The organism is Afifella sp. H1R, from assembly GCF_021462425.1.
Classification (GTDB): domain Bacteria; phylum Pseudomonadota; class Alphaproteobacteria; order Rhizobiales; family Afifellaceae; genus Afifella; species Afifella aestuarii.
This window is the reverse complement of the sequence record NZ_JAKEDY010000001.1, coordinates 1,300,745-1,324,579: the sequence shown is the minus strand read 5'-3', so window position 1 is coordinate 1,324,579 and position 23,835 is coordinate 1,300,745. Positions and strand designations below refer to the sequence as shown.

Genomic DNA, 23,835 nt, shown 5'->3' with positions numbered 1-23,835 from the left:
GACAAAAGTCGAACCTGTGCGAGCCTTCGCATTGGTCTAACTATTTAGCAGATGCAACATAGGTAGGCGGATTCTTGGAAGGTTTGGGGGCCTTTCAGCCTGCGTATTCGATGCATGCGCATCGAGATCGTCATGGAGGGCGGAGACCGTGACAGTGCACAGCCCCGGCAACGGTACACATGGGCGGACAAGCCGCGCCGATATCGAGCTTATTGGGATCTATGAGATCTCAAAGCTCCTCAGCGCGCCGAACCGGCTGGAGACGACGCTCGCTGGCGTGCTCACGCTGCTCTCCAGCTTTCTCGATATGCGCCATGGTTTGATTGCTCTTCTGGACGGCGATGGGGAGCCGGAGATCGTCGTCGGTTCGGGATGGAGCGAGGAGAACGCCAAGCGCTATTTCAAGCGCCTGCCCGAGCAGGCGATCGGTCAGATCGTGGCCACCTGCATGCCCCTCGTGGTGCCGGATGTGCGCAGCGACCAGCTGTTCGCCGGGACGGATCTCGACGGCTGGGGACCGGAGGACGGAAAGCCGTTTTCTCTGATCGGTGTGCCGATCAAAAACGGCGAGGCGGTCGTCGGCACGCTGACGATCGACCGCAGCTACGAATTCGCCGATCAGACACCGTTCGATCAGGATGTCCGTTTTCTGACACTTGTCGCCAACCTTCTCGGCCAGACGTTGCGGTTGCACAAGGCGGTGGCGCGCGACCGCGAGCGGCTGATGGCCGAACAACGCCGGCTCGAAAAGCAATTGTCGGCGGGGCGAGACGACGGTGTGGCCTCCGGCAAGATCGAAGGCATCGTCGGTGAGAGCCCGGCCTTGCGTGCGGCCCTCGACAAGGTCCGGATCGTCGCCCGCAGTCGTTCGACCGTGCTGCTGCGTGGGGAATCGGGCACCGGCAAAGAGCTCTTCGCCTCGGCGATCCACGATCTGTCGCCGCGCAGTTCCGGCCCCTTCGTCAAACTCAATTGTGCGGCGCTGCCGGAAAGCGTGCTGGAATCGGAGCTCTTCGGCCACGAGAAGGGGGCCTTCACCGGGGCCATCCAGCAGCGCAAGGGCCGCTTCGAACTCGCCCATGGCGGCACGCTCTTTCTCGACGAAATCGGCGAGATTTCCGCCGCCTTTCAGGCGAAGCTCTTGCGGGTGCTGCAGGAGGGCGAGTTTGAACGTGTCGGTGGCACGCGCTCGCTGAAGGTCGATGTGCGGCTCGTATGCGCCACCAACCGGGATCTGGAGGCCGCCGTCAGCAAGGGCGAATTCCGCGCGGATCTCTATTATCGCATCAGCGTCGTGCCGATTTTCCTGCCGCCATTGCGCGAGCGGACCGGGGACATCCCGCTTCTCGCGCAGGAGATCCTGCAACGCTTCAACAAGGAGCATGGCACCGATCTCACCTTGACGGGCGAGGCCCTTCGGGCGCTTTCCGGCTGCTACTTCCCCGGCAATGTGCGGGAACTGGAAAACTGCATCCGGCGCACGGCGACACTGGCGCGCGACCGGACCATCGTGGCGCACGATCTCGCCTGCCAGAATGATGGATGCCTGTCCTCCGTTCTCTGGCAGGGAAGCCAGAGGGCGACCCATTCGCCCGGCTTCCAGCCGCTGCCAGTCATCCAACCGCAGCCGCAGATGGGCGGGACGGTTTTTGCCGAGGCGGAAAGCCCTGTTTCAACGCCGCAAGCCTGCCCGTCGCCCGGCGCCTGCCCAGTGCCTGGAGGGGATACGCGCTCGGAGCGTGACCGGCTGATCGAGGCGATGGAGACGGCCGGCTGGGTGCAGGCGAAGGCGGCGCGCATTCTCGGCATGACGCCGCGCCAGATCGGCTATGCGCTTCGCAAGCATTCGATTCCGATCAAGCGCTTCTGAGCGGGACGGCAGGGCCGGCCAATGTCGGAGACCCGACACGATGTCGGAGCTGCGACAGGGTTTTGTCTCTGCCGGGATGATACCAACCCCTTGTAAACACGGCATTTTCGTTCTGGCATGGGGCTTGCTCAACGGTTCCTGAAAGACGCTTTGGACGTGTGTCGCGGAGGGATCGATTGGCTCAGCTCATCTCGCTTGGCAGCCTGAAGGCGCCGACATCTGCCGCCAAAATGCGGGCATCGCTCGCCAAGTCCGGCTGCGCCTCCTCGAGCTGCGGCTCCTCCGACGGCCCCGCCGACATGTCGCCGGAATTGTGGGAGCGGGTGAAGGATCACCCCTGCTATTCGGAAGAGGCGCATCATTATTTCGCGCGCATGCATGTCGCCGTCGCGCCTGCCTGCAACATCCAGTGCAATTACTGCAATCGGAAGTACGATTGCGCCAACGAAAGCCGGCCGGGCGTCGTCTCCGAGCGGCTCGACCCCGATCAGGCGGTCAAGAAAGTCATCGCGGTCGCCAACGAGGTGCCGCAGCTTTCCGTCCTCGGCATCGCCGGTCCCGGCGACGCCTGCTACGACTGGCGCAAGACGAAAGAGACGTTTGAGCGCGTTTCCAAGGAAATTCCGGACCTCAAGCTCTGCCTGTCGACCAACGGTCTGGCGCTTCCGGATTACGTCGACGAGATCGCCGAGATGGCGATCGATCATGTGACGATCACCATCAATGCGATCGATCCGGAGATCGGTGCGAAGATCTATCCCTGGGTCTTCTACGATCACCGGCGCTGGACGGGCGTGGAGGCCTCCCGGATTCTGCTGGAGCGGCAGATGCTCGGCCTGGAGATGCTCGTGGCCCGCGACATCCTGGTGAAGGTCAATTCCGTCATGATCCCCGGGATCAACGACGAACATTTGATCGAGGTGAACAAGGCGGTGAAGGCGAAGGGCGCCTTCCTCCACAACATCATGCCGCTCATTTCCGACCCCGCCCACGGCACGCATTTCGGGCTGACGGGTCAGCGCGGGCCGACGCCGATGGAGGTGAAGGCGCTGCAGGACAAGGTGGAGGGCGGCACCAAGCTGATGCGCCATTGCCGCCAGTGCCGCGCCGATGCCGTCGGTATCCTTGGTGAGGATCGCGGCCAGGAATTCACCATGGATCAGCTGCCCGAGACGGTGTCCTACGATCCGGCGCGACGCGAGGAGTATCGCTCCGTGGTCGCGACGGTGCGTGGCGAGCATGCCGCGACCAAAGAGGCGGCCAAAGCAGATCTTGCCGAAGTGCGGGATGCGCCGGCGCTTCTTGTCGCGGTGGCAACAAGAGGTGGCGGGCGTATCAATCTACACTTCGGTCATGCACAGGAATTCCAGGTTTTCGAAGTTTCACCTGGTGGCGTGACCTTCGTGGGGCATCGCAAAGTCGAGCAATATTGCCATGGCGGACACGGCGAGGAGAGGGCCTTCGACGGCATTGTCGAAACGCTGCAAGGCGTCTCCACGGTTTTGTGCGCGAAGATTGGCGAAGCCCCCAAAGATCGACTGGAGAAGGTCGGCATCAAGGCGAGCGACGCCCATGCTTTTGACTGGATCGAGGCAGGGATTGCTGCCTGGTACGCCGCCGAATACGGCACCCAGCCTGCAATGCTGACAGCCTAACCGAGAGGAGAAATCAAATGGCCTACAAGATCATCAAGTCCCAGTGCACCGTTTGCGGCGCCTGTGAATTCGAATGCCCGAACGCGGCGATCAAGTTCAAGGGCGACACCTACATCATCGATCAGGACAAGTGCACGGAATGCGAGGGACATTTCGATGCCCCGCAATGCGTCGCCGTCTGCCCGGTCCCGGACACGTGCGTGCCGGCCTGAGTTGAATTGGCCGCCGGCGGGTCGGGTTCGGCCCGCCGGCGCTGTCTTTTGCGCCCCGGACGGATCACCCCCGACCTGACATTCGCCATGTCGTGAAGGAGACTGCGATGGGACTTGCCCGCGAAGAAGAGGTGGAGATCTACGATCAGCCTCTCTTCATGCCCGGCGCCAAGGTGCGTGCCCGCAAGGCCGTCAAGAACGACGGGACGATGCCCGGCTGCGAGATCGGCGAGATCGTCGTGCGCAAAGGTGACGAAGGATATGTGCGCGACGTCGGCACCTATCTGCAGCGGTTTTACATCTACGCGGTCGAGTTTCTCGATTGCGGCAGGATCGTCGGCATGCGTGGGCGCGAGCTGACTGCCGTCGATGCGGTCGACGGAGCGGTCGGCGACATTTCGGACGAGCAGGAGACAGCAGCATGAAAGTGATGATCCGCAGCACGCCCAAGGGGCTTTCCGCCTATGTCGCCAAGAAGGATCTCGAAGAGCCGATCATCGAATGCGAGCACGAGGCGCTGTGGGGTGGCTGGGTGAAGCTGAAGAACGGCTGGATTCTCGAGCTGCCGGAGATGGAGACCGACACCAAGCTCCCGATCACGGTCGAAGCGCGGCGCCGTCCGGAAAGCGTTTCATGAGTGCTGCTGCGGCTTTGGACGAGGTGGTTGTCCGCAACGCCGAGCCGATTCTTGACGATATCGTCCGTCGCCTGAAGGGCGGCGGCCTCATTCCTTATCTCGGTCCCGGTGTGTTGCCCGCCGATGCGGGCGTCCCGACAAGCTATGCGGCATTGGCCGAGTTCTTCTCCGCAAAAGTCGCCCTGCCGAGACGCGCCCGGGGCAATCCCTGGGCCTCCGCGCAGTTCATCGAGGGGCGCAAGCATCGCAAGACACTCGACGCCCTGATGGCAGCGGCGTTCGCCGAACCGGTGGCACCGACGCCGCTTCACGAGGCGCTCGCCTCATGTCCGCAAATCCCGATGATCGTCGACAGCTGGTACGATGGGGCGATGCGGTCTGCGTTCGCCCAACGCCGCAATCGGAGTGCTGGTCAGGGCCCTGAGCGAGCTGCTGATTGGGGCGAGGTGCAGGGGATCACCCGCGCCGGCATCGGCGAGTTTTTGTGGTTCCGCTTTTACGATGCCGAAGGCGGGGAGGTGAGCGCGCCGCAAGATGAATGGCGGACGCTTCTCTACAAACCGCATGGCGGCGTGGCGCCGGCCGACAATTATCTCATTGCCGATTCCGACTATGTCGAAGTGCTGACGGAAATCGATATCCAGACGCCGATCCCTGAGATCGTGCGCGCGCGACGGACGAATTGCGGGTTTCTCTTCATCGGGTGTCGCTTCGACGACCAGATGCTCCGGCTCTATGCCCGGCAGATCATGAAGCGTTCCAAGGGGCCTTATTTCGCCCTGGTGGAGCCCGATGGGCTCACGCGCAACGAGCTGCGCTTCTTCGAGACGGAAGCGATCACGCCACTTGCCGCTTCTCCGGCAAGACTGGCCGAACGCCTCACCGAACTCGCCTGACCTTCTTCCTTTCCTGACACGATTTTCATGCGGCCGATCGCTCGCGGCACCTTTGGGCTGTCGCTGCGCCAGGTCACGGCGAAACGCGACATGCGCGATGTCGTGTCGGTTTTGTCGGGTGTTCTCACCGTGTCCCACTGTCGTCTTTTGTCGGAGATCGGACAGCGACTGTCGGACGTTCGGCTTGTCCGAAAATCACGTAAGTCACTTATAAATAAGGAAAGTTTTGTTTTCTCCAAGTTGGCACGCCCTTTGCGTAACTGAGGGTACGCGGCCGAGAGCGCCCGCTGGAACAGTTTTGAACCGGACAACCTGGAGAGACACTATGAGTTCACTTCGCCAGATTGCGTTCTACGGGAAGGGCGGCATCGGCAAGTCGACCACTTCTCAGAACACCCTCGCGGCACTTGTCGAAATGGGGCAGAAGATTCTGATTGTGGGTTGCGATCCGAAAGCGGATTCCACCCGCCTCATCCTCAACACCAAGATGCAGGATACCGTCTTGAGCCTCGCGGCCGAGGCGGGCTCGGTGGAAGATCTCGAGCTCGAAGACGTGCTCAAGATCGGCTACAAGGGCATCAAGTGCACGGAATCCGGTGGTCCTGAGCCCGGCGTCGGCTGTGCCGGCCGCGGCGTCATCACCGCCATCAACTTCCTGGAAGAAAACGGTGCCTACGACGATGTCGACTACGTCTCTTACGACGTGCTCGGCGACGTCGTCTGCGGCGGCTTCGCGATGCCGATCCGCGAAAACAAGGCGCAGGAAATCTACATCGTCATGTCCGGCGAGATGATGGCGCTTTACGCCGCCAACAACATCGCCAAGGGCATCCTGAAGTACGCCCATTCGGGCGGCGTGCGGCTCGGCGGCCTCATCTGCAACGAGCGTCAGACCGATCGCGAAGTCGAGCTGTCGGAAGCGCTGGCGGAGAAGCTCAACACCAAGCTCATCCACTTCGTCCCGCGCAACAACATCGTCCAGCATGCCGAACTGCGGCGCCAGACGGTCATCCAGTACGCCCCGGATTCGCAGCAGGCGAAGGAGTACCGGACGCTCGCTCAAAAGATCCACGCGAATTCCGGGCAGGGCACGATCCCGACGCCGGTCTCCATGGATGAGCTCGAGCAGATGCTGCTCGATTTCGGCATCATGAAGACCGAGGAGCAGGCGCTCGCCGAACTCCAGGCCAAGGAAGCCGCAAAGGCCGCCGAAGCCGCGGCCTAATTGTCCCGCCCGGCCGCCGCGAGGCGGTGGCCGGGCTCATCTTCAACATTGTTCGATGAGGAGAGCGCTATGAGCCTCGACCACAAGAACGACGCCGAGTTCCACGCCAGCCTCATTGAGGAGGTGTTGAAGGCCTATCCGGACAAGGCCCAGAAGAAGCGGAGCCGGCATCTGAGTGTCGCCAAGCCCGCGGAGGCCCCTGAAGAGGGTGGCGAACAGAATCTGTCGGAATGCGCCGTCAAATCCAACATCAAGTCGATCCCGGGCGTCATGACGATCCGCGGCTGCTCCTACGCCGGATCCAAGGGCGTGGTGTGGGGCCCGGTGAAGGATATGGTCCATATCAGCCATGGTCCGGTCGGCTGCGGCCAGTATTCCTGGGCCCAGCGCCGCAATTATTACACCGGCACCACGGGCGTCGACACCTTCGTGACGATGCAGTTCACCACCGACTTCCAAGAGCGCGACATCGTCTTCGGCGGCGACAAGAAGCTCGAAAAGGTGATCGACGAGATCAACGAGCTGTTCCCGCTCGCCAATGGCATCTCCGTGCAGTCGGAATGCCCGATCGGCCTGATCGGTGACGATATCGAGGCGGTGGCACGCAAGAAGAAGAGCGAAACCGGCAAGACTGTCGTGCCGGTGCGCTGCGAGGGTTTCCGTGGCGTGTCGCAGTCGCTCGGCCACCACATCGCCAACGACACGATCCGCGACTGGGTGCTCGACAAGAGCGAACGCGAGTTCGAGGCGACGGATTACGACGTCACCATCATCGGCGACTACAATATCGGCGGCGACGCCTGGGCCTCGCGCCGGCTCCTGGAAGAGATGGGCCTCAGGGTCATCGGCAGCTGGTCGGGTGACGGCACGCTTGCCGAGCTCGAGCAGGCGCCGAAGGCAAAGCTCAACCTCATCCATTGCTACCGGTCGATGAACTACATCTGCCGGCACATGGAAGAGAAGCACGGCGTGCCGTGGACGGAGTACAATCTCTTCGGCCCGACGCAGATCGCCCAATCGCTGCGCCATATCGCCAGCTACTTCGATGACACCATCAAGGAAGGTGCCGAGCGCGTCATCGCCAAGTACCAGCCGCTCGTCGATGCCGTCATCGCCAAGTACAAGCCGCGCCTCGAAGGCAAGACGGTGATGCTCTATGTCGGCGGCCTGCGTCCGCGCCACATCGTCAATGCTTATGACGACCTCGGCATGGAAATCGTCGGCACGGGTTACGAATTCGCCCACAACGACGATTATCAGCGCACCGGCCATTACGTGAAAGAAGGCACGCTCATCTACGATGACGTGACCGGCTACGAGCTGGAGAAGTTCATCGAGCAGATCCGGCCCAATCTCGTCGGCTCCGGCATCAAGGAAAAGTACCCGGTGCAGAAGATGGGCATCCCGTTCCGTCAGATGCATTCCTGGGACTATTCCGGCCCCTATCACGGCTACGACGGTTTCGCGGTTTTCGCCCGCGACATGGACCTCGCCATCAACAACCCCGTCTGGGATCTGTTCGACGCTCCCTGGACCAAGACCGAGCCGCTGGCGGTCGCCGCCGAATAGCGCGCGCGCCGAGCCTCAAGAAGGAATGGACCCATGCCACAATCTGCAGAGAAAGTCCTCGACCACAGCCTTCTGTTCCGGGAGCCGGAATACAAGGAGATGTTCGCCAAGAAGCGTGCGGACATGGAAAACATGCCTGCCGCCGAGAAGGTGCAGGAAACTGCCGACTGGACGAAGAGCTGGGAGTATCGCGAGAAGAATTTTGCCCGCGAATCCCTCTCCATCAACCCGGCAAAGGCCTGCCAGCCGCTCGGCGCCGTCTTTGCGGCGGCGGGCTTTGAGAAGACGCTGAGCTTCGTGCACGGCAGCCAGGGCTGCGTTGCGTATTACCGCTCGCATCTCTCCCGCCACTTCAAGGAGCCGTGCTCGGCGGTCTCCTCGTCGATGACGGAAGATGCGGCCGTGTTCGGTGGCCTCAACAATATGGTCGAAGGCCTGAAGAACGCCTATGCGCTCTACTCGCCGAAGATGATCGCGGTGTCGACGACCTGCATGGCCGAGGTGATCGGCGACGATCTGCAGTCGTTCATCATCGGCGCCAAAGAAAAGGAGTCGGTGCCGCAGGATTTCCCGGTGCCCTTTGCCCACACTCCGGCGTTTGTCGGCAGCCACACGACCGGCTACGACAACATGCTGCGCGGCATTCTCGAGGGCTTCTGGGCGGATGCCGAGGTCACGAAGACCGAGACGATCAACATCGTGCCGGGCTTCGACGGGTTCGCGGTCGGCAACAACCGCGAGCTGAAGCGCATCCTCGACCTGATGGGCGTGGAGTATACGATCCTCTCCGACGTCTCCGATCAGTTCGACACGCCTTCAGACGGCGAGTTCCGCATGTATGACGGCGGTACGACGCTGGAAGCGGCGAAGAACGCGGTCAATGCCAAGGCGACGATCAGCCTGCAGCATTACTGCTCGACGAAGACGCTGCAATACGCGAAGTCCTTCGATCAGGAGACGGCGAGCTTCCACTACCCGATGGGCGTGGCGGCGACCGACGAATTCCTGATGAAGGTGTCGGAGATCACGGGCAAGGAGATCCCGGAAGCGCTCAGGATGGAGCGGGGCCGTCTCGTCGATGCGATGGCCGACAGCCAGGCCACCCTGCACGGCAAGACCTACGCCATCTACGGCGATCCGGACTTCGTCTACGCGATGGCCCGCTTCGTGCTGGAATTCGGCGGCGAGCCGCGCCACTGCCTGGCGACCAACGGCACCAAGCCGTGGGCGAAGAAGATGCAGGCGCTCTTCGATTCCTCGCCCTTCGGTGCGGAATGCAAGGCCTATCCGGGCAACGATCTGTGGCATATGCGGTCGCTTCTCGCCACCGAGCCGACGGATTTCCTGATCGGCAATTCGCACGGCAAGTTCCTGGAGCGCGACACGGGCGTGCCGCTCATCCGGCTGACCTTCCCGATCTTCGACAGGCACCATCACCACCGCTTCCCCGTCTGGGGCTACCAGGGCGGATTGCGGGTTCTGGTGACGCTGCTCGACAAGGCGTTCGACACGCTCGATGCGGCCGGGCTCGAGCCGGGCGGTGACATTTCCTTCGATTTGACCCGCTAAAGGCGGGCGGCGCCGGGAGGCGATCATGGGCGAAGTCTTGAGGTCGAAAACAGCCGAACTCTTCAACGAGCCGGGCTGTGCGAAAAACCAGGCCAAGAGCGAAAAGGAGCGCAAAAAGGGTTGCTCCAAGCCTTTGGTGCCGGGCGCCGCCGCAGGCGGTTGCGCCTTCGACGGTGCCAAGATCGCGCTGGAGCCGATCGTCGACGTCGTGCATCTGACGCACGGGCCGTCGGCGTGCGAAGGCAACAGCTGGGACAACCGCCATGCTGCCACTTCGGGGCCGAGCACCTATCGGCTCGGCCTCACCACGGATCTCTCCGAGCTCGACATCGTCATGGGCAACGGAGAAAAGCGACTGTATCGGGCGATCAAGGACGCGATCGCCCGATACGACCCGCCGGCCGTCTTCGTCTATCAGACCTGCGTGCCGGCGATGATCGGCGACGACATCGAGGCCGTCTGCCGGCATGCGGCGGAGAAGACCGGCACGCCCTGCATCCCGGTCCTGTCGGCCGGATTTTCGGGCAAGAAGAATTTCGGCAACAAGCTCGCCGGTGAGGCGCTCTTTAAGCACGTCATCGGCACCATCGAGCCTGAATATACGACGCCGACGGACGTCAATATTCTCGGCGAATACAATATCGTCGGCGAGATCTGGCAGATCAAACCGCTTCTGGAAAAACTCGGTATCCGGCTTCTCGCCAACATCACCGGCGATGCGCGCTACCGCGATCTCGCCGGGGCGCACCGCGCCCGCGTCAACATGATGATGTGCTCGGCGGCCCTCATCAATCTGGCGCGTCAGATGGAAGAGCGCTGGGGCATCCCGTATTTCGAAGGGTCTTTCTATGGCATCGCCGATACATCGGCGGCGCTGCGCACGCTTGCCCGGATGCTGGTCGAGCGCGGAGCTCCCGAAGATCTTTTGCAGCGCACGGAAATGCTCATCGCGGCGGAGGAGGCGCGGGCCTGGGCACGCATCGAACCTTACCGCGAGATCCTCAAGGGCAAGCGCGTCATCCTCTATACGGGCGGGGTCAAATCCTGGTCGATCGTCTCCGCGCTCCAGGAAGTCGGCATGAAGATCGTCGCCACCTCGGTGCGCAAATCGACCGAAGGCGACAAGGAGCGGATCCGGGAGATTATGGACGATCCGCATATGGTCGGCTCCGTGCCGGCCCGCGAGATGTATGCGAAACTTGCCAATGACGAGGCGGACATTCTTCTGTCGGGCGGCAAGACGCAATATGTCGGCCTGAAGGCGCGCAGGCCCTGGCTAGATATCAACCAGGAGCGCAATTACGCCTATGCCGGCTATGACGGCACCGTGGCGCTCGTCGCCGAGCTCGCGAAATCCTTGTCCAATCCCGTTTGGGACGAGATCCGCCGGCCTGCGCCCTGGGAAATCTCCGCCGATATCGTGCCGCTCGATTGCGGACCGCAATCGCGTTCCAGCCTTGGGGAGGCTTGAATGGCCACGCTTCTGCAGCCGAAAAAAAGCGGCTCGATCAATCCTTTGAAGTCCTCGGCGCCGCTCGGGGCGGCGCTTGCCTATCTCGGCGTCGATGGCGCCGTGCCGCTCTTTCATGGTGCGCAAGGGTGCACCTCCTTCGCTCTGACGCTCGCCGTCCGTCATTTCCGCGAAGACATGCCGATGCAGACGACGGCGATCGCTGAGGTCGAGACGATTTTGGGGGGCGCCGACAATCTGGAGGAGGCGCTCATCAATCTGCAGTCGCGGATGAACCCGAAGTTCATCGGCATCGCCTCGACGGCACTCATCGAGACGCGCGGCGAGGATATCACCGGCGATCTCCTGTCCATCATGCAGCGCCGCCACGAACTGGCACGCACGGCCATCGTCTACGCCTCGACGCCGGATTATGTCGGCGCGCTCGAAGACGGCTGGGCGAAGGCGGTGACGGCGATCATCGAAGGCCTCGTCGTTCCGGGCGAACGTCGGCAGAAGAGCCTGCGGCAGATCAACATTCTTCCAGGCGTGCATCAGACGGCGGCCGATATCGACCAATTGCGCGATATGGCGGCGGCTTTCGGGCTCAACGCTGTCGTCCTGCCGGACCTTTCCGGTTCGCTCGACGGGCATGTGAACGCCGAGTTCACGCCGATCACCTCCGGCGGCACCAAGCTCGAAGATATTGCCGACATGGGCGAGGCGCTCGCCACCATCGCGATCGGCCAGCATATGACCCCGGCGGCAGAGGCCCTCGAAGGGCTGACCGGCGTGCCGAGCACGGTTTTCGCAAATCTGACCGGGCTTGCCGCGACCGATGACCTCGTGGCGCTGCTGTCGCGCATCTCGGGCGTCGCGGTCCCCGAAAACCTCAAGAGGCGCCGCAGCCAACTCGTCGATGCCATGCTCGACTGCCATTTTTATCTCGGCGGCAAGCGGATCGCGATCGCGGCCGATCCGGACCTCGTTTATCAGCTCGCCGTCTTCTTCAAGAGCCTCGGCGCGGAGATCGTCACGGCGGTGACGACCACCAATCATTCGGCGCTTCTCGAAAAGGTGCCGGCGAAGGAGGTCGTCGTCGGCGATCTCATGGATTTCGAAGAACGGGCGGCCGCGGCAAAGGCCGATCTCCTCGTCACGCACAGCCACGGACGGCAGGCTGCGGAACGGCTCGGCCTGCCGCATCTGCGCGTCGGGTTCCCAATCTTCGACCGGCTCGGCGTCCAGCACCGCGCGATGATCGGCTATGCGGGAAGCCGCGATTTTCTCTACGAGGTCGGAAACATCTTCCTCAGCCTCATCAAGGAGAAAAAGCCCGAGGATTTCGCCTCGGCCAAAGTGCCTCCCTTCAAGGTTCAGGAGAAGCGCGATGTCGGTCAGACACTTGCAATTGGTTGAACGGGAGGAAGTCATGTCGGTGACCGCTGAGAGCGACGAGCCGAAGCTGCGTGTCGCGATCGCCACGCAGGATATGAAGGGGCTCAACGCGCATTTTGGTTCGGCCCGCAAGTTCGCGATCTACGATGTGACGCCGACGGCTTCGCGCTTCGTCTCCGCCGCCGCCTTCGATGACGTGTCCGATGAAAGCGGCAGCCACCGCCGCGAGGGCGATGACCGCATCGGACCGAAGATCGAGGCCTTGAATGGCTGCCACCTTCTTTTCTGCCTGGCGATCGGTGGGCCTTCGGCCGCGAAAGTCATCAATGCGCGCATCCATCCCGTCAAATTGCCGGCGCCGGAGCCGATCGACGGCCTCATCGGGCGCGTGCAGACGATGATGTCGACCAATCCGCCGCCCTGGCTGCGAAAGGTCATGGGCACGGCGCAGCCGCGGTCGATGGATTTTCTCGACGAGGAGGATTGAGCATGGCCGAAGCTTTGATGTCGGCGGGCGACGCGGACGAGAAGGCCATGGGCTCGCCCTTCCTCAAATCGCTCGTCGCGCTCTACCGGGCGGAGGATTCCTACGGCGCCTGGGAAAGCAAGAGCGATGCCGAGCTTCTCGAGGAGTTCATCGTCACCGCCGAAGAGCGGCGGGCAAAGCCGATCATCGACGATCCCGATCCCGACCTTCTCGACCGGGTGGACAAGTTCTATCGCGCCGTCGGTCTGACCGTGGAGCGTGAGACGGGGCTCATGGCCTCGCCGATGATGAGCATGCATTGGGAAGGGTTCGGGCGCGTCATCCTGACGGCCGGCAAGCTCGTGATCTTCGCGAAGTCGCTGCGCGACGTGCACCGCTTCGGTTTCGAAAGCCTCAGTGACCTTGCCGAGGCCGGCATGAAAGTCGTGCGCCAGGCGCGCGAGACGATCGATACCTATCCAGACGTGGCCCGCGCCTGAGGCGTGGCCGATGAGAGGGGCTTGGGCGAGCCCAGGGGGACATGATGAGCTTCGTGACACGTGACGGCCGGGACTGGACGCCGGAATATCTTCTTTCGATCGATCCGAAGAAATGCATCGGCTGCGGTCGCTGCTACAAAGTCTGTGCGCGCAGCGTGATGACGCTTCGCGGCGTCACCGAGGACGGTGAATTCGTCGACCTCGAGGACGAGGATGACGACGAGCTGGAGCGCAAGGTGATGGTGCTCGGCGATGCCGGCAATTGCATCGGCTGCGGCGCCTGCGCCAGGGTCTGCCCGACGGGCAGCCAGACGCACGGGGCCGAGGCGCTCGCGGCCTGAGACGATGGACGCGGCGGAGGTCTACGATTTTCTGATGGAGGGCGGCGAGCGGCCGCTCTGCAATGCGTTCGACGCGCATGTCATCGCCTCCGTGCTGGCGCTCGCCATTTCGGAAAGCCGCAGGGACGAGGTGAGCGTCGTCGAGACGCTCGGCCTCGACAGCGACAATCTCAAAGACCTCGTCGGCGCGCTCTTTCCGCATGCGGCAGCGATTTTCGACGGCCTGCCGGCCGATGTCGCGCCGGCGAGAAGCGAAGACGAGGCCTGCCTTCTCGACCTCTTGATGAGCGGCACGACCGAGGACAGCTTACTCGAAATGCGGTTTGCGGAGATCATCGCGCGGCGCTGTCAGCGGCCGAACCATCTCTGGCAGGATCTCGGTCTCCGCAACCGACGCGAACTCGGCTGGCTGATGGAGCGGCACTTTGAAATGCTGTCGGAGGCGAACAGCCAGGACATGAAGTGGAAGAAGTTCTTCTACCGCATGATCTGCCGCGACACGGGCTATCAGATCTGCACCGCGCCGACCTGCAACGAATGCGACGACTTCGAGACGTGCTTCGGCGATGAGAGCGGCGAAAGCCTGCTTGCCCGCGTCAAGCGCGATGCCGAGAAGGCTTCCTGAGGGCGCATCGATCCTTCCCGCTGTTGCGAAGGCGCCTGTCGGCTTTGTGACATTGGTGCGGAATGCGACATTCCGTCAATCTCTGAATATCCTTTAAAAACAAAATCTTATGGTTTGGCATGCGGCTTGCTGCGCTCCTGGCAACGAAGGAGCAAGGCATGATCCAGCTGACCGAGGCCGCCGTGGATGCGCTGCGCACAGCGATCGCCGGGTCTGAAGAACCGGTCGAGGGCCTGCGCCTGATGGTCGAGAGCGGCGGCTGTGCCGGCCTCAAATACATGATGGGCCTCGTCGGCGAGGCCGAGCCGAGCGATGTGCTGGTGGAGCAGGCGGGCATCAAGGTCTTCGTCGACCCGATGAGCATCGCCTACCTCGAAGGCACCACCGTCGATTTCGTCACAAGCCTGGAGGGCGCCGGGTTCACCTTCGACAATCCGAAGGCGACCTGGAGCTGCTCCTGCGGCAAGTCCTTCGGATGATGGAGAGCCCCATGACTGATTTTACCCCCCTTTATCAGGATGAGCTTCTGGAGGCGGCCGCCGAAGAGCGAGAGGAACGCTGCGAAGGTGCGGCCGGCCCGGGTGAGAAGCCGATGGTGCGGCTGACGCTTCTCAACCGCACGCAGATGCCGAAGAGGCCTGCGTCGTCGCCCGAGGCGCGCGTTGAGAGCGCCGAGGGCGAGGCCGGCTCGCGCAAGGCGGCGGCGTTTGGGCTCGGTCTCAGCCGTGAGGAGAAATTCGCTCTCGTCGAAGAGGCGCTGGAGGATATCCGCCGCTACATTGCGGGCGATGGCGGCGACTGCCAGCTCGTCGATATCGAAGACAACAAGATCATGGTGCGGCTGACCGGTGCCTGCGTCGGCTGCCAGCTTGCCGGCGTGACCATCGGCGGCATCCAGATGCGGCTGATGGCGAAGCTCGGCGCGCCCGTCCGCGTCATCCCGGTTCACCCGAGACATTGAGGAGGCGGTGATGCGGCCCGTCTATCTCGATGCCAACGCAACCACACCCGTCGATCCCGACGTGCTGGCGGCGATGCTGCCGTTCTTCACGGAGCATTTCGGCAATCCTTCTTCGCTGCATGGCTTCGGCTCGGTGGTTGCCGCGGCCGTGAAGCGGGCGCGCGGGCAGCTTCAGTCGCTGCTGGGTGCCGAATCGGACCAGGAAATCACCTTCACCTCCGGCGGGACGGAATCCGATACGACCGCCATCCTGTCGGCACTCGCCACGCAGGAGGGCCGCAACGAACTCATCGTCTCGGCGGTGGAACACCCGGCGGTCCTCGCGCTCGCTCAGGATCTGGCGAAACGGGCCGGTGTGGTCGTCCATGTCATACCGGTCGACGGGCGGGGCCGGCTCGATATCGATGCCTATGAGAAGGTGCTCGGCCGTCAGACGGCTCTCGTCTCCATCATGTGGGCGAACAACGAGACCGGCACGATCTTTCCAGTCGAGCGGTTGGCTGCGATGGCGCACGAGGCCGGCGCGCTCTTCCATACCGATGCGGTGCAGGCGGTCGGCAAGATCGCGATGGACCTCCAATCCGGCGCGATCGATATGCTGTCGCTCTCGGGACACAAGCTGCACGGACCGAAGGGGATCGGTGCGCTCTATGTCCGTCGCGGCGTGCCGTTTCAGCCGCTCATTCGCGGCGGGCGGCAGGAGCGGGGACGCCGCGCCGGCACGGAAAATGTGCCGGCCATCGTCGGCCTCGGCAAGGCCGCGGAGCTTGCCGCCTTCCATCTCTATGACGAACAGACGCGCGTGCGGGAGCTGCGCGACCATCTGGAAGCCGGCGTCTTGTCGGTGATCGACAAATGCATCGTGACCGGTGACGTGGACAATCGCCTGCCGAATACGAGCAACATCGCTTTCGATGGCGTCGAAGGCGAGGCGATCGTGCATCTTCTGTCGCGGGATGGGGTCGCCGTTTCGTCCGGCTCGGCGTGCAGCTCCGGCGGCATGGACGCCTCGCATGTGATCCGCGCGATGCGTCTTCCCTTTACGGCGGCGCATGGTGCCGTGCGTTTCTCCCTGTCGCGCGACAACGAGAAAGCCGATGTCGATCGGCTGATCGAGATCCTTCCCGACATCATCGAAGAACTGCGCGCCGTGTCGCCGTTCTGGCGAAAGGCACGGCAGCCCGCAAAGCCACAGGAGCGTCTCTATGCTTGAGGAGCGCATCGTCCCCCGCCACATCGCCTTCAACGATTCGACGCTTCGCGATGGTGAACAGGCGCCGGGCGTCGCCTTCTCGATCGACGAGAAGGTGGCAATTGCGCGGGCCCTCGATGCGGCCGGTGTCGACGAGATCGAGGCGGGCACGCCGGCGATGGGGGAGGCCGAGATCGAGAGCCTTGCGGCGATCGGCGAGGCGGTGACGGGTTCGCGCGTCATCGCCTGGTGCCGGATGACCAAGGGCGATGTCGATGCCGCGCTGAAGACCGGTCTCAAAGAGGTCAATCTCTCCGTGCCGATGTCGGACCGGCAGATCAAGGCGAAGTTCGGCACTGATCGTGCGGACGTTCTCGACCGTATTCGCAGCGTCATCCCTTATGCCCGCGCGCATGGGCTCCGGGTCGCGCTCGGCGGCGAGGATTCAAGCCGCGGCGATCTGGATTTCATTCGTCGGGCCATTGCGGTCGCGCAGGAGGCGGGCGCCGTCAAATTCCGCTTCGCCGATACGGTCGGTATCCTCGACCCGTTCACGACCTTTGCTGTCTTTCAGCGGCTGCGGGCGATGAGCGATCTCGATCTGGAATTTCATGGCCACGACGATCTCGGCCTTGCCACGGCCAACACGCTGGCCGCGATCCGCGGGGGAGCCACGCATGCCTCCGTCTGCGTTCTCGGCATCGGCGAGCGTGCCGGCAATGCGGCGCTCGAAGAGGTGGCGACCGCGCTCGATCATATCAGTGCGCATAAGAGCCGGGTCGACCTTACGCATCTGACGGGGCTCGCGGAGCTCGTTGCGGCGGCGGCAGGCCGTCCGATCCCGGAATCGAAGCCGATCGTCGGCGCCGCCGCTTTCATGCACGAATCCGGCATCCACGTTTCCGGCCTTCTGCGCGATCCGGCAACCTATGAGGGCCTCAATCCGGAGCGGCTCGGGCGCGCGCGCACCATCGTTCTCGGCAAGCATTCCGGCATCTCCTCGATGCGCCATGCGCTCGAGACTCTTGGACTCGCCGCCGACGACGCGCAGACGCGCACGCTGCTCGATCTGGTGCGGGCAGAGGCCGCCAAGGCCAAGCGCGCAGTCGGCCTTCACGAAGTTGCCGCCCTCCATGCGGCGCTGACGGCACGCGAACTCGCGGCCTGACCGGTTCTCAAGAGAAAGCGCGGCCCTGAGGCCGCCGCTGCGGAGGATATCATGGGCGTTCTGGACGAATTGCGGGAGCTGTCGGCCGCGGAAGAGTTTTTCGCGTGTCTCGGCGTGCCGTACGATCCGAAGGTGGTGCATGTCGCGCGCCTGCACATTCTGCGACGCATGGGCGAATATCTCGCCGCCGACCATCTCGACGACCTCGATGATGAGGCCGCGCGCGAAGCGTGCCGGACGCATCTGGCGCAGGCCTATGAGGACTTCACACGGTCGTCGCCGCTCGAACAGCGCGTCTTCAAGGTGCTGAAGCAGGCCGCGGGTGGCCCGAAGCCGAAATCGAAGCCCTTCGTGGCGCTCAACACCCTGACAGGACGCGCCAGCCAGTGACACTTCTGTCGGGTTTGCGACAGCTACCGTCCGCTTTTGGCCGTGTCGCGCAAACCCGACAATTCGTAAAAGCACATTAATATCATATAGTTACGAGATTTTCGAGATTGGCACGCTGCTTGCGAAAGACCTGATGAGGTCTTGAATTCGGCACCGGCCCCCAGACGCAAGCTGGCTCCGGTGCGCATGAGGAAGGCAGGAACGATGCAGATCGTCGTGTGTATCAAGCAGGTTCCGGACAGCGCCCAGATCCGCGTTCATCCGGTCACCAACACCATCATGCGCCAGGGCGTGCCGACCATCATCAACCCTTACGATCTTTTCGCGCTCGAAGAGGCGTTGCGGCTGCGCGACAAGTCCGGCGGGGAGGTGACCGTTCTCTCCATGGGCCCGCCGATGGCCGAGGATTCGCTGCGCAAGGCGCTGACTTTCGGGGCCGATCGCGCGGTGCTCCTGACGGATCGCTTCTTTGCGGGCTCCGACACTTTGGCGACGAGTTTTTCCCTGTCGCAGGCGATCAAGAAGATCGGCGAGGTCTGGGGCGCGCCCTCGATCGTGTTCACCGGCAAGCAGACGATCGATGGGGATACGGCTCAGGTGGGGCCGGGAATTGCGACGCGCCTCAACCTCAATCAGCTCACCTATGTCGCGAAGATCGGGCCGATCGACCGTGAGGGCGGCACGATCGAGGTCGAGCGGCGTGCGGAAGGGGGTGTGCAGGTTCTACAGACCAAGCTTCCCGTTCTCATCACCATGCTCGAAGGCACCAACGAGATGCGGCGCGGCTCGCTTTCGGCCGCGCTCTCGGCGGCCAAGGCCGATGTGACGGTGTGGAACGCCGCGGATATCGGCATCGAGGACGTCACCAAATGCGGCCTGCGCGGCTCGCCGACGGTCGTCAAGCGCGTCTTCGCGCCGACGCCGCGTGAAGAGAAAGCCGAGCAGCTTCCCGTCAGCGGCAAGGGCCCTGACGAGATCGCGGACACGCTCATGAACGAGATTTTCAGCCGGCATCAGACGATCGAAGACGATCTGATGAATTTCGCGGCCGGGCAGTAGGAGGCAAAGCCGATGGCAAACGCGCCAAAGCAGCAAGCCCGCCCCGCAGGCGGTCGGGCCGGCATGAAGAAGGAACTGCCGGAGCATTTCAAAGCCTACCGGCATGTCTGGGTCTTCATCGAATACGAGCACGGGCACGTGCATCCCGTGTCGCTGGAGCTTCTGGGAGAGGGGCGAAAGCTTGCTGAGAAGCTCGATGTGGAGCTCGCCGGCGTTCTTCTCGGCGGCGACAAGAGCGAGCTCGAGGCGGCTGCAGCCGAAGTCTACGAGCACGGTGCCGACGTCCTCTATCAGGTCGCCGATCCGATGCTCGCGCATTACCGCAACGAGACCTACACGAAGTGTCTGACGGATCTCGTCAACACCTACAAGCCGGAGATCCTGCTGCTCGGGGCGACGACGCTCGGCCGCGATCTCGCGGGCTCTGTGGCGACGACGCTCGCAACGGGGCTGACGGCCGATTGCACGGAGCTCGCGATCGACGACGATCGTTCGCTCGCGGCGACGCGGCCGACCTTCGGCGGGTCGTTGCTGTGCACGATCTATACGCTGAATTTCCGCCCGCAGATGGCGACGGTGCGGCCGCGCGTCATGGCCATGCCGAAACGCGAGCCGGGACGCACGGGACGCCTGATCGAGCATCCGCTCAACATGGCGGAGGAGGATGTCGTCACCAAGGTTCTGCGCTTCGTCGCCGACCGTGATTCCAACAAGGTGCAGCTCGCCTTCGCCGACATCGTCGTGGCCGGCGGGCTCGGGCTTCGCTCGGCTGAGAATTTTCAGCTGGTGAAGGATCTCGCCGAAGTTCTCGGCGCCGAATACGGCTGCTCACGGCCGCTCGTGCAGAAGGGGTGGGTGCCGGCCGAGCGCCAGATCGGTCAGACCGGCAAGACCATCCGGCCGAAGCTTTACATCGCCGCCGGCATTTCGGGCGCGATCCAACACCGTGTCGGTGTGGAAGGGGCGGATCTCATCGTCGCCATCAACAGCGACCCGAATGCTCCCATTTTCGATTTTGCTCATCTCGGCGTGGTGGCCGATGCCCTGGAAGTGCTTCCGGCGCTGACGCGGGCATTCGCAAAGCACCTCTCCGTCAACCGCCTGGCAGGCTAAGGAGGCAGCCATGGTCGAACAGCGTTTCGATGCGATCGTTGTTGGTGCAGGGCCCTCGGGCAACGCCGCCGCCTACACCCTGGCGAAGGAGGGATTGAACGTCCTGCAGCTGGAGCGCGGGGAATATGCCGGCTCCAAGAATGTTCAGGGCGCGATCCTGTATTCCGACGCGCTCGAAAAGCTCATCCCGAACTTTCGCGAGGATGCGCCACTCGAGCGGCATGTCATCGAACAGCGTCTGTGGATGCTCGACGACGCGTCCTACACCGGGATGCATTACCGCTCTGAGGAGTTCAACGAAGAGAAGCCGAACCGCTACACGATCATCCGCGCGCAGTTCGACAAATGGTTCAGCCAGAAGGTTCGCGATGCCGGCGCGACCGTCCTTTATGAGACGACGGTCAAGGAGCTCATTCGCAACACGTCGGGCAAGGTGATCGGCGTGCAGACCGACCGCGAGGATGGTGCGGTGATGGCCGATGTCGTCATCCTTGCGGAAGGCGTCAACGGCCTCGTTGGCCAGCGTTCGGGGCTGCGCGATGAGCTGAAGCCGGACACCGTGGCGCTTGCGGTCAAAGAAATGCACTTCCTGCCGCGCGACGTGATCGAAAGCCGGTTCAACCTCAAGGGCGACGAAGGCGTCGTCATCGAGGCGATGGGCAGCGTGACGCTCGGCATGACCGGGACCGCTTTCCTCTACACCAACGAGGAATCGATCTCCGTGGGCATCGGCTGCCTCGTCTCCGATTTCAAAGAGACGGGCGCAAAGCCCTACGAACTCCTTGAGAGATTCAAGTCGCATCCGGCGATCGCGCCGCTTCTGGCGGGCTCGGAGGTGAAGGAATATGCCGCTCATCTCATCCCGGAAGGCGGCTACAACGCCATCCCTTCGCTCTTCGGCGATGGCTGGCTGATGGTGGGCGATGCCGGGCATTTCGTGAATGCCGTCCACCGGGAGGGTTCCAACCTTGCGATGACGACGGGCCGGGTTGCCGCGGAAACCGTCGTGCGGCTGCACCGCATGCGCAAGGAGATGTCGAAAACCAATCTCGCCGAATATCAGGAGCGGCTGGAGAAGACTTTCGTCCTCAAGGATATGCGCAAATATCGTAAGATCCCGGCCTTCCTGCACGGCAACAAGGAAACACTCTTCGGCCTCTATCCGCGTCTCTTGAGCAAGGCGGCGCAGACATGGTTCCGCGTCGACGGCCTGGACAAGAAGGCGAAAGAGAAAGCGATCGTCTCCTCGTTCCGCCAGGCGCGGACGTTGAGGGGCATGATTGGTGACGCGTTCAAACTGGCGAGGGCCTGGCGATGAGCACGGAGACAGATGGCGTGAAGGTTGAGGAGAAGCTCTACTACAACCGTTACGTGGTGGATGCGGGCCGTCCGCACGTCAAGATCCGCCCGCATGAGGTGCCGTCTCAGGCCCTTCTGGCGCTGACGAAGATCTGCCCGGCGGGCTGCTATGCCCTCAACGACAAGGGGCAGGTCGAGGTGACGCCCGACGGCTGCATGGAATGCGGCACCTGCCGCATCGTGTGCGCCGATACGCACGACATCGAGTGGAATTATCCGCGCGGCGGTTTCGGCGTCCTGTTCAAGTTCGGCTGAGGCTCGCCTCGGCCGGGCAGGCTGTCATGGACGGTGCCAGGGGGCTTCGGCCGGACATGCAGCCTGCCTATCTTTTCTGCGCGCGGCGCTGACACGGGCGGGGCCTGAGAGGGTGGGGCGGCTGATTTTGCGGACCCTCACCCTATATCGCGGGCATGGCCTTTTTCTCCGCAGCACGCACTGACCCGCAACACGCCGTCCCAGACGGATGTCGCGTCTATGCGATCGGCGACATTCACGGGCGGTTCGATCTGCTTCTCGATCTTCAAGAGCAGATCAAAGCCGATCTCGCGGCGTCCCCTCCGGAAGAGAGCGTCGAGATCTTTCTCGGCGATTACATCGATCGCGGACCCAATTCCCGCGCGGTCCTTGAATATCTGTTCGCGGGCGAAAAGCTCTGCGACCGCCGCGTCTGCCTCAAGGGCAACCATGAGGCGGTGCTTCTTGAGGTTCTCTCCGATCCGAGCATGCTGCCCTATTGGTGCGGGCAGGGCGGATCGGCGACGTTGCGGTCGTTCGGCGTTGCGCCTCCTTCGGGCGGAGATCAGCGCTCGCTCGTCACCTGCCATCAGGCTTTGCTGCAGGCGCTGAGCGGTGGCTTCGAACAGTTTTTACGTTCGCTCGCTCTCAGTGAGAGCGTCGGCGATTATTTCTTCGTTCATGCCGGAATCGATCCCAGACGTCCCATGCGGGCGCAGCGGGAGGAGGATCTGGTGTGGATCCGCGAGCCGTTTCTCTCAAGCGGACGAGATTTCGGCTTCTGTGTCGTGCATGGGCACACACCTCGCGACGAGGTCGACATTCGCCCCAACCGCATCGATATCGATACGCGCGCCTTTGCCTCCGGCCGGCTGACCTGCCTCGTTCTGGAAGGGGACGAGCGGCGCTTTCTGCAGACGCAGGATGTGGCAGAGCCCGAAGCGGTCAGGCGGCGGTGAAGATCAGACCAAGGCTGACGGTGAGACAGAGCGCGGCCTGAACCGAGGCGGTCTGTCCGAGACAGCCGTTGAAATCGGCGGGCGTCGTCGCATTGCGGAAAGCCACGTGAGCCTTCCAGGCAAGCGGAATGCAGACGAGGCCGAGGAGAGCGCCTGTCAGGTGTTCGCCGACGAGGGCCAGAAGGGTGATCATCACAAAGCTTGCGGCGAGCAGACGGCCGTAAAGGCGTCCGGCACCGAGAGGCCCGACGCGGATCGCGAGCGTCTGGCGGCCAGCCAGCGTGTCGGTTTCGCGGTCGCGCGTGTTGTTGACGAGGAGAACGGCGGCTGCCGGCAATCCGATCGCCAGTCCGAGAAGGATGGCGGGGAAGTCGATGAAACCCGTCTGCAGATAGAAGGTCCCGTCGACGGCCACGAGACCGAAGAAGGTGATGACGAAGGCTTCGCCCCAGGGGCTGCGCGAGATCGGCCAGGGTCCGGACGAATAGGCGTACCCTGCGATCAACGACAGGATGCCGACGATGAGGATCGGAATGCCACCGGCCTGGATGAGATAAAGGCCGCCGAGGGCTGCGATGAAAAAGGCGAGATGCGTGGCGTGGAAGACCTCGCGCGCCGTCGCCCATCCCTTTTGCGTGACCCGAGGCGGGCCGATGCGGCCGGAATCGTCTGTCCCGTTCAAAGCGTCGACGGCGTCGTTGTTGAGATTGGTGCCGATCTGGATGGCCACGGCCGAGATCAGGGTCACCAGCGCCAGAAGAACGTGAAAATCGCCGTTTTCGGCCCATGCCAGCGTCAGGCCGGCGACGACCGGCGAGACGGAGAGCGCCAGCGTGCGCGGACGGATGGCATACCACCAGATGGCGAAAGGAGACGGTTTTTCCGGGGTCATCGCATCGACCATAACCATCATGCTGTCGCCGAGCTGTGGGCGGCGCCGATGGTATTTGTATTGCAAGATTGGCCCGGTGTAACGAGCCGTTGACA

26 protein-coding genes are annotated in these 23,835 nt (G+C 63.0%); 25 read left to right on the top strand and 1 reads right to left on the bottom strand.

The features are described from left to right. Positions 1–148 precede the first annotated feature (148 nt). The 25 genes from nifA to L0F51_RS06225 all read left to right on the top strand — a co-directional run bounded on the left by nifA (position 149) and on the right by L0F51_RS06225 (position 22,848). Positions 149–1,870: a nif-specific transcriptional activator NifA gene (nifA, locus tag L0F51_RS06345; RefSeq protein ID WP_234628400.1), complete on the top strand. Its 1,722-nt coding sequence runs from the start codon at positions 149–151 to the stop codon at positions 1,868–1,870. Positions 1,871–2,100: 230 nt separating this feature from the next. Then, positions 2,101–3,525: a nitrogenase cofactor biosynthesis protein NifB gene (gene nifB / locus L0F51_RS06340; protein ID WP_128291866.1), complete on the top strand. Its 1,425-nt coding sequence runs from the start codon at positions 2,101–2,103 to the stop codon at positions 3,523–3,525. A 17-nt stretch (positions 3,526–3,542) separates the two neighbouring features. Continuing rightward, complete coding sequence (locus L0F51_RS06335; protein ID WP_092811139.1) at positions 3,543–3,737, top strand: 4Fe-4S dicluster domain-containing protein; 195 nt, start codon at positions 3,543–3,545, stop codon at positions 3,735–3,737. Positions 3,738–3,844: 107 nt separating this feature from the next. After that, complete coding sequence (locus L0F51_RS06330) at positions 3,845–4,162, top strand: nitrogen fixation protein NifZ (RefSeq protein WP_234628399.1); 318 nt, start codon at positions 3,845–3,847, stop codon at positions 4,160–4,162. Further along, positions 4,159–4,374 (top strand): putative nitrogen fixation protein NifT, encoded by a 216-nt coding sequence (nifT, locus tag L0F51_RS06325; protein WP_234628398.1) that lies wholly within the window; start codon positions 4,159–4,161, stop codon positions 4,372–4,374. The genes L0F51_RS06330 and nifT overlap by 4 nt, the downstream gene beginning before the upstream one ends. Further along, the gene (locus L0F51_RS06320; RefSeq protein WP_234628397.1) at positions 4,371–5,270 is read left to right on the top strand and encodes an SIR2 family protein; all 900 of its coding nucleotides are present in this window, start codon (positions 4,371–4,373) and stop codon (positions 5,268–5,270) included. The genes nifT and L0F51_RS06320 overlap by 4 nt, the downstream gene beginning before the upstream one ends. 325 nt (positions 5,271–5,595) lie before the next feature. Then, positions 5,596–6,495 carry a nitrogenase iron protein gene (nifH, locus tag L0F51_RS06315; RefSeq protein WP_234628396.1) on the top strand — a complete coding sequence of 300 codons (900 nt, stop codon included), beginning with the start codon at positions 5,596–5,598 and terminating at the stop codon, positions 6,493–6,495. A 69-nt stretch (positions 6,496–6,564) separates the two neighbouring features. Next, the gene (gene nifD / locus L0F51_RS06310) at positions 6,565–8,064 is read left to right on the top strand and encodes a nitrogenase molybdenum-iron protein alpha chain (protein WP_234628395.1); all 1,500 of its coding nucleotides are present in this window, start codon (positions 6,565–6,567) and stop codon (positions 8,062–8,064) included. A 33-nt stretch (positions 8,065–8,097) separates the two neighbouring features. After that, positions 8,098–9,633 carry a nitrogenase molybdenum-iron protein subunit beta gene (gene nifK, locus L0F51_RS06305; protein ID WP_234628394.1) on the top strand — a complete coding sequence of 512 codons (1,536 nt, stop codon included), beginning with the start codon at positions 8,098–8,100 and terminating at the stop codon, positions 9,631–9,633. A 25-nt stretch (positions 9,634–9,658) separates the two neighbouring features. Continuing rightward, positions 9,659–11,104 carry a nitrogenase iron-molybdenum cofactor biosynthesis protein NifE gene (nifE, locus tag L0F51_RS06300; RefSeq protein WP_234628393.1) on the top strand — a complete coding sequence of 482 codons (1,446 nt, stop codon included), beginning with the start codon at positions 9,659–9,661 and terminating at the stop codon, positions 11,102–11,104. Then, entirely contained in the window at positions 11,105–12,502 is a 1,398-nt protein-coding gene (nifN, locus tag L0F51_RS06295; protein WP_234628392.1) for a nitrogenase iron-molybdenum cofactor biosynthesis protein NifN, read from the top strand. Beyond that, on the top strand, positions 12,474–12,968 hold the full coding sequence (gene nifX, locus L0F51_RS06290; protein WP_370642320.1) for a nitrogen fixation protein NifX: 495 nt from the start codon (positions 12,474–12,476) through the stop codon (positions 12,966–12,968). Before nifN ends, nifX begins: the two co-directional genes overlap by 29 nt. 2 nt (positions 12,969–12,970) lie before the next feature. Then, complete coding sequence (locus L0F51_RS06285; protein WP_234628391.1) at positions 12,971–13,447, top strand: NifX-associated nitrogen fixation protein; 477 nt, start codon at positions 12,971–12,973, stop codon at positions 13,445–13,447. A 44-nt stretch (positions 13,448–13,491) separates the two neighbouring features. Further along, positions 13,492–13,788, top strand: coding sequence for a ferredoxin III, nif-specific (gene fdxB / locus L0F51_RS06280; RefSeq protein ID WP_234629357.1), 297 nt, complete (start codon positions 13,492–13,494; stop codon positions 13,786–13,788). Positions 13,789–13,792: 4 nt separating this feature from the next. After that, complete coding sequence (locus L0F51_RS06275; protein ID WP_234628390.1) at positions 13,793–14,413, top strand: nitrogen fixation protein NifQ; 621 nt, start codon at positions 13,793–13,795, stop codon at positions 14,411–14,413. A 158-nt stretch (positions 14,414–14,571) separates the two neighbouring features. Then, positions 14,572–14,892: an iron-sulfur cluster assembly accessory protein gene (locus L0F51_RS06270; RefSeq protein ID WP_128291600.1), complete on the top strand. Its 321-nt coding sequence runs from the start codon at positions 14,572–14,574 to the stop codon at positions 14,890–14,892. Between the two features lie 11 nt (positions 14,893–14,903). Further along, complete coding sequence (locus tag L0F51_RS06265; RefSeq protein WP_234628389.1) at positions 14,904–15,374, top strand: NifU family protein; 471 nt, start codon at positions 14,904–14,906, stop codon at positions 15,372–15,374. 10 nt (positions 15,375–15,384) lie between these two features. Further along, positions 15,385–16,587 (top strand): cysteine desulfurase NifS, encoded by a 1,203-nt coding sequence (gene nifS, locus L0F51_RS06260; RefSeq protein WP_234628388.1) that lies wholly within the window; start codon positions 15,385–15,387, stop codon positions 16,585–16,587. Beyond that, positions 16,580–17,734: a homocitrate synthase gene (nifV, locus tag L0F51_RS06255; RefSeq protein WP_234628387.1), complete on the top strand. Its 1,155-nt coding sequence runs from the start codon at positions 16,580–16,582 to the stop codon at positions 17,732–17,734. The genes nifS and nifV overlap by 8 nt, the downstream gene beginning before the upstream one ends. Positions 17,735–17,782: 48 nt before the next feature. Further along, positions 17,783–18,124 (top strand): nitrogenase stabilizing/protective protein NifW, encoded by a 342-nt coding sequence (gene nifW / locus L0F51_RS06250; protein ID WP_370642372.1) that lies wholly within the window; start codon positions 17,783–17,785, stop codon positions 18,122–18,124. Between the two features lie 204 nt (positions 18,125–18,328). Beyond that, entirely contained in the window at positions 18,329–19,183 is an 855-nt protein-coding gene (locus L0F51_RS06245; protein WP_128291605.1) for an electron transfer flavoprotein subunit beta/FixA family protein, read from the top strand. Between the two features lie 12 nt (positions 19,184–19,195). Beyond that, positions 19,196–20,296: an electron transfer flavoprotein subunit alpha/FixB family protein gene (locus tag L0F51_RS06240; protein WP_234628385.1), complete on the top strand. Its 1,101-nt coding sequence runs from the start codon at positions 19,196–19,198 to the stop codon at positions 20,294–20,296. Positions 20,297–20,306: 10 nt separating this feature from the next. After that, entirely contained in the window at positions 20,307–21,614 is a 1,308-nt protein-coding gene (locus L0F51_RS06235) for an FAD-dependent monooxygenase (protein WP_234628384.1), read from the top strand. Next, positions 21,611–21,910 (top strand): ferredoxin family protein, encoded by a 300-nt coding sequence (locus L0F51_RS06230; RefSeq protein WP_234628383.1) that lies wholly within the window; start codon positions 21,611–21,613, stop codon positions 21,908–21,910. Before L0F51_RS06235 ends, L0F51_RS06230 begins: the two co-directional genes overlap by 4 nt. A 155-nt stretch (positions 21,911–22,065) precedes the next feature. Next, the gene (locus L0F51_RS06225) at positions 22,066–22,848 is read left to right on the top strand and encodes a metallophosphoesterase family protein (protein WP_234628382.1); all 783 of its coding nucleotides are present in this window, start codon (positions 22,066–22,068) and stop codon (positions 22,846–22,848) included. On the opposite strand, the gene menA is transcribed toward L0F51_RS06225, so the two are convergent. Then, positions 22,835–23,761 (bottom strand): 1,4-dihydroxy-2-naphthoate octaprenyltransferase, encoded by a 927-nt coding sequence (gene menA, locus L0F51_RS06220; RefSeq protein WP_234628381.1) that lies wholly within the window; start codon positions 23,759–23,761, stop codon positions 22,835–22,837. The genes L0F51_RS06225 and menA overlap by 14 nt on opposite strands. Positions 23,762–23,835: the final 74 nt, after the last annotated feature.

Coding starts and splice junctions, on each gene's coding strand:
- L0F51_RS06245 (WP_128291605.1), top strand. CDS start 18,329: ATGCAGATCGTCGTGTGTATCAAGCAGGTTCCGGACAGCGCCCAGATC.
- L0F51_RS06330 (WP_234628399.1), top strand. CDS start 3,845: ATGGGACTTGCCCGCGAAGAAGAGGTGGAGATCTACGATCAGCCTCTC.
- L0F51_RS06275 (WP_234628390.1), top strand. CDS start 13,793: ATGGACGCGGCGGAGGTCTACGATTTTCTGATGGAGGGCGGCGAGCGG.
- L0F51_RS06320 (WP_234628397.1), top strand. CDS start 4,371: ATGAGTGCTGCTGCGGCTTTGGACGAGGTGGTTGTCCGCAACGCCGAG.
- nifX (WP_370642320.1), top strand. CDS start 12,474: ATGTCGGTCAGACACTTGCAATTGGTTGAACGGGAGGAAGTCATGTCG.
- nifN (WP_234628392.1), top strand. CDS start 11,105: ATGGCCACGCTTCTGCAGCCGAAAAAAAGCGGCTCGATCAATCCTTTG.
- nifD (WP_234628395.1), top strand. CDS start 6,565: ATGAGCCTCGACCACAAGAACGACGCCGAGTTCCACGCCAGCCTCATT.
- L0F51_RS06240 (WP_234628385.1), top strand. CDS start 19,196: ATGGCAAACGCGCCAAAGCAGCAAGCCCGCCCCGCAGGCGGTCGGGCC.
- fdxB (WP_234629357.1), top strand. CDS start 13,492: ATGAGCTTCGTGACACGTGACGGCCGGGACTGGACGCCGGAATATCTT.
- menA (WP_234628381.1), bottom strand. CDS start 23,761: ATGATGGTTATGGTCGATGCGATGACCCCGGAAAAACCGTCTCCTTTC.
- nifH (WP_234628396.1), top strand. CDS start 5,596: ATGAGTTCACTTCGCCAGATTGCGTTCTACGGGAAGGGCGGCATCGGC.
- L0F51_RS06225 (WP_234628382.1), top strand. CDS start 22,066: ATGGCCTTTTTCTCCGCAGCACGCACTGACCCGCAACACGCCGTCCCA.
- L0F51_RS06335 (WP_092811139.1), top strand. CDS start 3,543: ATGGCCTACAAGATCATCAAGTCCCAGTGCACCGTTTGCGGCGCCTGT.
- nifS (WP_234628388.1), top strand. CDS start 15,385: ATGCGGCCCGTCTATCTCGATGCCAACGCAACCACACCCGTCGATCCC.
- nifB (WP_128291866.1), top strand. CDS start 2,101: ATGCGGGCATCGCTCGCCAAGTCCGGCTGCGCCTCCTCGAGCTGCGGC.
- L0F51_RS06235 (WP_234628384.1), top strand. CDS start 20,307: ATGGTCGAACAGCGTTTCGATGCGATCGTTGTTGGTGCAGGGCCCTCG.
- nifK (WP_234628394.1), top strand. CDS start 8,098: ATGCCACAATCTGCAGAGAAAGTCCTCGACCACAGCCTTCTGTTCCGG.
- L0F51_RS06285 (WP_234628391.1), top strand. CDS start 12,971: ATGGCCGAAGCTTTGATGTCGGCGGGCGACGCGGACGAGAAGGCCATG.
- L0F51_RS06230 (WP_234628383.1), top strand. CDS start 21,611: ATGAGCACGGAGACAGATGGCGTGAAGGTTGAGGAGAAGCTCTACTAC.
- nifT (WP_234628398.1), top strand. CDS start 4,159: ATGAAAGTGATGATCCGCAGCACGCCCAAGGGGCTTTCCGCCTATGTC.
- nifE (WP_234628393.1), top strand. CDS start 9,659: ATGGGCGAAGTCTTGAGGTCGAAAACAGCCGAACTCTTCAACGAGCCG.
- L0F51_RS06265 (WP_234628389.1), top strand. CDS start 14,904: ATGACTGATTTTACCCCCCTTTATCAGGATGAGCTTCTGGAGGCGGCC.
- L0F51_RS06270 (WP_128291600.1), top strand. CDS start 14,572: ATGATCCAGCTGACCGAGGCCGCCGTGGATGCGCTGCGCACAGCGATC.
- nifV (WP_234628387.1), top strand. CDS start 16,580: ATGCTTGAGGAGCGCATCGTCCCCCGCCACATCGCCTTCAACGATTCG.